The 6564-nt window shown below is 64.1% G+C and carries 5 protein-coding genes; 2 read left to right on the plus strand and 3 right to left on the minus strand.

The features are described 5' to 3' along the window. Positions 1–81: 81 nt before the first annotated feature. The 3 genes from ACO6VM_RS22095 to ACO6VM_RS22105 form a co-directional block, all read right to left on the minus strand. Entirely contained in the window at positions 82–792 is a 711-nt protein-coding gene (locus tag ACO6VM_RS22095) for a YebC/PmpR family DNA-binding transcriptional regulator (protein WP_401057114.1), read from the minus strand. Between the two features lie 155 nt (positions 793–947). After that, on the minus strand, positions 948–2339 hold the full coding sequence (locus tag ACO6VM_RS22100; RefSeq protein ID WP_422403827.1) for an FAD-dependent oxidoreductase: 1392 nt from the start codon (positions 2337–2339) through the stop codon (positions 948–950). 14 nt (positions 2340–2353) lie between these two features. Next, positions 2354–3670, minus strand: coding sequence for an MFS transporter (locus ACO6VM_RS22105; RefSeq protein WP_401057112.1), 1317 nt, complete (start codon positions 3668–3670; stop codon positions 2354–2356). Positions 3671–3934: 264 nt separating this feature from the next. On the opposite strand from ACO6VM_RS22105, the gene ACO6VM_RS22110 reads away from it, so the two are divergent. Continuing rightward, the gene (locus tag ACO6VM_RS22110; protein WP_422403828.1) at positions 3935–4804 is read left to right on the plus strand and encodes a LysR substrate-binding domain-containing protein; all 870 of its coding nucleotides are present in this window, start codon (positions 3935–3937) and stop codon (positions 4802–4804) included. Between the two features lie 522 nt (positions 4805–5326). After that, positions 5327–6564 (plus strand): IS256 family transposase (locus ACO6VM_RS22115; RefSeq protein ID WP_422403422.1); only part of this gene is annotated, 1238 nt, incomplete at its 3' end.

Genomic DNA, 6564 nt, shown 5'->3' on the forward strand with positions numbered 1-6564 from the left:
CTCTCCCATGCACCCCCCCACCCCCCCCCCCCCCACCCCCCCCGCCCCCCCCCCCCCCCCCCCTCGATGGCGTCACTCGGCTCAGTCAGTCAGGCCGACATAGACGTTCTGCACGTCTTCGTTCTCGTCGATCGCTTCGAGGAACGCTTCGACCTCGGCCAGCGCTTCGGCGCTCAGGCTGGCGGCGCTTACCGGGTTCTTCGGGGTGTAGCCGATCTTCGCCGAAGTGACGGTGAAACCGTGCTCAGGCAGGGCTTTTTGCACGGCGTCGAGGTCGGTGGTGTCGGTGATGAACAGGGTCGAGCCCTCTTCCTCACCTTCCTCGAAGTCTTGGGCACCGGCTTCGATGGCCGCCATTTCCGGGTCGGCGTCGCCTTCCGGGGTAGCCTCGATCAGGCCGACGTGGTTGAAGTCCCAGGCCACCGAGCCGCTGGCACCGAGTTGGCCCTTGCGGAACAGCACGCGAATCTGGGCCACGGTACGGTTGACGTTGTCGGTCAGGCACTCGACGATCAACGGCACCTGGTGCGGGGCGAAGCCTTCGTAGCTTACCGCATGGTACTGCACGGCCTCGCCGTCCAGGCCAGCGCCTTTCTTGATCGCGCGTTCCAGGGTCTCACGGGTCATCGAGGCTTTCTTGGCCTGGACGATGGCCAGGCGCAGGCGCGGGTTCATGTCCGGATCGGCGCCGGATTTGGCGGCGATCTGGATCTCCTTGGCCAGCTTGCCCATGATCTTGCCCTTGGCGTTGGCCGCGGTCTCTCTATGCTTGGCTTTCCACTGTGCGCCCATTTCAACTCTCTTGTTTCAAGGGCCGGTTCAGGAAGCGACCGGCCAAAAGTGGGGAGAGTTTATACGCCCAAACGCTGCGGATCGACAAGAAATCGCATGAGCTTGTTCGCGGGTAAACCCGCTCCCACAGTACCCGCGAAGGGCCCTACTCTGGGTTAACCTTTGTCCGCCTTGCCCGCCGCCGCCGCGAATTTGGCCAGCCGCACATCCAGCCGCCGCGGCCTGGCGCCGCGATCCTCGGCGTGCTCCTTGCGCCGGATGGCATTGCGCACCATCAGCGAGCCCAGGTAGCGAATCGGCTCCGGCGGGAACTGCCCCAACGGCCCCTTGATCAACGGCGAGCGGGTCCAGGGGTTGTCCAGGCCCAGGGCCAGGGACGACAGTATTTGCCCGCCCATGTGGCACGGCCCTACCCCGCTGCCCGAATAGCCGAAGCCATAGAAGACGTTGCCCTGCCCATCGAGCCGGCCAAAGAACGGCAGGCCGGTGACAGAGCGGTCGGAAGGCCCGTTCCAGCTCGCTGCCAGCGGCACCTCGGCCAGGGCCGGGAAGAAATCGGCCAGGCTCTCGCGCAACAGCGGCTGGTACGGCGATGGTTGGTCGAACACCGGCAACATGCGCCCGCCATAGGCGAAGGTATTGCCGCCCTTGCCGAGCATCAGCCGACCATCGGAAGTGTTGTGGTAGTAGTGCACGAAGATTCGCGAGTCGAGCACGCTGACGCCGCTGTCCAGGCCGATCTGACGCAACAGCTCCGGGCATGGCTCGGTGATCACCATGTCGCTGGAAACGATCGCCACGCTGCGCTCGAACTGTGGGAAGGCCCGCGCCATCCAGGCGTTGAGGCCCAGTACCACGCGGTCGGCGCGAATGGTGCCGGTGCGCGTACGCACCTGCGCCGGGGCCCCGTGCTCCAGCCCGGTCATCGCCGTGCCCTCGTGGATGCGCACGCCGCGCTGCAGGGCAACCCGGCGCAAGCCGCGCACCAGCCGCCCGGGCTGCACGGTGGCGGCGGCCGGTGAGTACCAGCCCTCCAAGTGGCGCTCGGAGCCCGCCAGGCGCTGCAACTGCGCAGGCTCGAGGCGCTGGAACGAGTTGATACCGCGCCGTTCCAGCGCCGCGATCACCGCATCGGTGCCACCGACCTGGGCAAGGTTGGTGGCGGTGTACAGGGTGCCGTCCATGCGGAAATCGCAGCGGATGCCATTGTCGGCGCAGAACGCGCCAATGGCCGCAATGCTGCGCTCCGACTCGCTGACCAGGCGCACCGCCTCCTGCACCCCGAACAGACGCTCCAGGGTGAAGTACTTGGCCGACCAGGACAGCGCACAACCACCGTTGCGCCCGCTGGCCCCGGCACCGCAGATATCCGCCTCGATTAGCAGCACATCCAGCTGCGGCGCCTGTTCCTTGATCATCAACGCGGTCCACAGCCCGGTGTAGCCGCCGCCGACGATGCACACATCGCAGCGTGCGTCGCCCTGCAAGGGTGGGCATAGGGCCTCGTCTTCCTGGTCCAGCGCCTGTTGCAGCCAGAACGGTCTCATCGCTTTGCTTTCCTTCAAGTACGCAGTGGCTTGATCGCCATGCTGGTGTTGGGGGCAACGTCATTGGCCGCAATGGCGCTGGCCGGGCGGCTGTTCCAGTGCGGGATCAGCACCAGGGCGGAAAACAGCGCGGTGCCGGCGAAGACGATGAACACCGTGACGCTGTCGAAATACCCCGGCAGCAGGCCGCCGAGCACCGCGCCCACCGAACCGCAGCCGTTGACGAAGCCCGCGGCAGTGGCGCCGGCCTTGGCCGTGCCGAAGTCGATGGCCGCCGCGCCGCTGATCATCGAGTCGGGGCCATACAGGGTCAGGCCCATGACGAACAGCAAGGCCACCACCAGCACCACGCTGCCGCTGTGCATGGCCGCCATGAAACCGGCCAGGGCCATGGTCAGCAGCAGCAGGCTGATCACGCAGGCCGGCATGCGCCGGGCCCCGAACAGTTTGTCCGAGGCCAGGCCGATGATGATCGGGCCAAGCAACCCAGCCAGCTCGAAGGCGGTGGGGATGATCGCCGCGCCGACCTTGCCCACCGAGGGCATCTGTTCGAAGACGATCACCGGGCCCCACAGCAGGATGGCGTAGCGCGCCGGCTTCAACATGAAGTAGGCCAGGCCCAGGGTGAGCACCGTGCGGTTGCGCAGGATCTCGCGCAGCGGTGCCCAGACGCTGCACAGGTTGCCCCCCGGCGCCATGCTTTGCGGCTCTGGCTCCACCGCCGGCAGGCCGACGTCTTCGGGCTTGTTGCGCTGGAAGATGAAGAACAGCACGGCCACCAGGGCCACCACCACGGCGCTGGAGAAGAATGCCGCGTGCCAGGTGCCGACCAGGGTGTAGGCCCACCAGCCGGCGAACGGCGAAGCCACCAGGCCGCCGAAGGCGTAGCACGAGCTCCACAACCCCAGCACCCGCCCGCGCTGGGCGGCCGGGAAGAAGCTGCCGATGTTCTTGCACAGCCCGGCCCAGCCGGTGGACTGGGCCAGGCCCTGGATCAGCATGCAGGTGGCGAAGATCGGGAAGGTCGCGTAGCTGCCCATCACCACCGCTGCGGCTGCCGAGATCAGCAGCCCGCCGAGCACCACCACACGCGGCCCGAAGCGGTCGGCGAGCATGCCCCAGGTGAACTGGCCCACGGCGTAGGCAGCCAGGTAGATGGCGTCGAGGTTGGCCATGGCGGCCTTGTCGAGCATGAAGGTCGGGTCTTCGCCGATGCCGAGCTTGGCCACCGAGAAGGCTTTGCGGGTGAAGTAGAAGGCGGCGTAAGCCAGCCAGGTGATCGCGAAGATCTGCATGCGCCAACGCTTGATGGCGCCCAGGGATTGATTCATTTGACTCTGACCTCTTGCGTGAGTGTGCCGGCAGAATGTGAAGAAACGCCTGTCTTGTTGTTGTGGTGCGCACTGCGTGACGGAGGGACGTCACTTGGTCAGATGGCGGCAGCGGTCTGGCGTGACCGGGGCGAGGCCATGGCCTGGGGCCACCGCTTGTGGCGATGGCGTCAGGTTGAAACACATGGAAACAGCTGCTGACTGATAAATAAAATCGATTTATCGTATTTCACTCATAAGCCCAGCTTGTAAGCGGAGTGCTCGATGTCGGTTTCCCACGCTCAACTCAAAGCCTTTCATGCGGTCGCCGAACAAGGCAGCTTCACCCGCGCGGCGCAGAAGCTGTTCCTGACCCAGCCGGCGGTGTCCGACCAGGTGCGCAAGCTGGAGGAGCGTTACGGTGTGCTGCTGTTCCAGCGCAACAAGCGTTCGGTGCAACTGACCGACCTGGGCGAGCGCCTGCTGGGGGTGACCCAGCGTCTGTTCGCCTGCGAGGCCGAGGCCGTCGAGTTGCTGCAGGACTCGCGCGCCCTGCACACCGGCAGCCTGACCCTGGCGGTGGATGCGCCGGTGCACGTGCTGCCGCAGATCGCCCGGTTCTGCCAGCGCTACCCGGGTATCCAGGTGAAGATCGAGACGGGCAATACCGACGAGTCGCTGGCCCGGCTGTTCAGCTATCAGGCTGACCTGGCCCTGTTGGGGCGCGATGTCGACGATGAGCGTCTGTTTTGCGTGCCGATGCGGCGCGACCCGATGGTGGCGTTCGTGTCGCACCAGCATCCATGGGCCAGCCGGGGGTCGATCAGCCTGGCGGACCTGGATGACACGCCGTTGGTGCTGCGTGAGCCTGGGTCGGTGACGCGGCAGACGCTGGAGGAGGAAATGCAGCGGGCGGGTTTGCGGATTCGTTCGGCGATCCAGGTGGAGGGGCGTGAGGCGGCGCGGGAGGCGGTGGTGGTGGGGATTGGGGTTGGGGTGGTTTCGGCGGCGGAGTTTGGGGCTGATGCGCGGGTGTGTGCGTTGCCGATTGTCGATTGTCAGCGGCATTTGACGGAGACGTTGGTGTGTTTGAGCGAACAGCGCACGCGCCGGGTGGTAGCGACGTTTTTGGAGATGGTGCGGGAGGGGGAGTGAGATTTTTGGGCTCGGCAACGCCCACCGCGTTACCACGTCATGCCAACAAGGCGGACAGCTGTGGCCTATCAGGCATGGCCACGTTGCAACAAATGTAGGAGCGGATTCATCCGCGATGCGCCGCGCGGGCGGCGCTCGATCTCATAGGCGCTGCAAAAACACCGCCAGGCACCTGGTGGCCTTCACCCAATCCTGATTACCCAGGCCCAGCGGTGTGACGCCCAAGGGCCTGTCTTGAAATCGCATGTGGGCCACCAGGTGCATGGCGACAGAGGTGCAGCGCTCTCAAGATCGAGCGCCGCCCGCGCGGCGCATCGCGGATGAATCCGCTCCTACATTTGTTGCAACGTGCCGAACCTGTCAGGCCATGGTTGCCTGCCCTGGCGCATGGCTTGAGACGTGTGAGGGGCCGGCAACGCCCACCTCGATACTGCGTCCTGCCAACAAGGCTGCCAACTGTGGCCTATCAGGAGGGTGTCAGAAATTTTGTGTTCGGGCATACCATGAGTAAGAGGTGCATGTATGCCAACCAAAAAGAAACCGCTTCGAGAGTTACCGAAGGTCCCGAAAGAGCTGCTTGAACAGTTTTCCGCGACCCCGCTGATGACCGCCGAGGCCATTGAGGAGGCCTCTGCCGCCTTCAAGAAAGCACTGATCGAGCGAGCCCTGAACGCCGAACTTGGTCATCACCTGGGCTATCCTCCGGGCGCGCAGCGCCCAGAGGATGAGACCAACCAGCGCAATGGCACGAGTGGCAAGACTGTGCTGACAGGCGATGGCCCGCTACGGCTGGATATCCCTCGGGACCGTGACGGCAGCTTCTCGCCCATTCTGATCCCCAAGCATGAGCGCCGTTACACCGGATTCGATGACAAAATCATCGCCATGTACGCCCGTGGAATGACGGTCAGAGAGATACGGGCCTTCCTGTCCGAGCAGTATGGAACCGACGTTTCACCCGATTTCATCAGCTCTGTGACAGACGAGGTCATGGAAGAGATTGGCGCGTGGCAGCAGCGGCCACTGGAGCCGATGTACCCGGTCATTTTCTTCGATGCGCTGCGGGTGAAGATCCGCGAAGAAGGCCTGGTGCGCAATAAGGCCATTTACCTGGCGCTGGGCGTTCTTCCCGACGGGACGCGCGATATCCTGGGCATCTGGATCGAGAACACCGAGGGTGCAAAGTTCTGGATGAAGGTCTTTAACGATCTCAAGAAGCGTGGCGTCGAGGACGTGCTGATTGCCGTGACCGACGGCCTCAAAGGCATGCCAGAAGCCCTCAGCGCAGTATTTCCAGAGACGACGTTGCAGACATGCATCGTGCACCTGATCCGCAACAGCCTGGACTATGCGGCGTGGGACAAGCGTCGAGAGCTGGCCAAAGCGCTGAAACCGATTTACCAAGCCATCAATGCCGAAGCGGCTGAGCAAGCACTCGATGAGTTTGAGAGCGGGCCGTGGGGCGAGAAATATCCGACGGTGGTGGCTGCCTGGAGGCGCGCCTGGGATCGAGTGATTCCATTTTTCGTCTTCCCACCGGCCATCAGGAAGGTGATTTACACCACCAACGCCATTGAGAGCATCAATGCTCAGCTACGCAAGATCATCAAGACCCGGGGCCATTTTCCGAACGATGACGCAGCCACCAAACTGATCTGGCTGGGGCTGCGAAACATCACGGCGAATTGGGGCTCGGCGGCGCATGATTGGAAAAGTGCAATGAATCAGTTTGCGATTCTGTACGGAGATCGGTTCATCAG

The sequence above is a fragment of the Pseudomonas sp. GZD-209 genome, assembly GCF_049310485.1.
GTDB lineage: Bacteria > Pseudomonadota > Gammaproteobacteria > Pseudomonadales > Pseudomonadaceae > Aquipseudomonas > Aquipseudomonas sichuanensis.

Coding starts and splice junctions, on each gene's coding strand:
- ACO6VM_RS22105 (WP_401057112.1), bottom strand. CDS start 3,670: ATGAATCAATCCCTGGGCGCCATCAAGCGTTGGCGCATGCAGATCTTC.
- ACO6VM_RS22100 (WP_422403827.1), bottom strand. CDS start 2,339: ATGAGACCGTTCTGGCTGCAACAGGCGCTGGACCAGGAAGACGAGGCC.
- ACO6VM_RS22110 (WP_422403828.1), top strand. CDS start 3,935: ATGTCGGTTTCCCACGCTCAACTCAAAGCCTTTCATGCGGTCGCCGAA.
- ACO6VM_RS22095 (WP_401057114.1), bottom strand. CDS start 792: ATGGGCGCACAGTGGAAAGCCAAGCATAGAGAGACCGCGGCCAACGCC.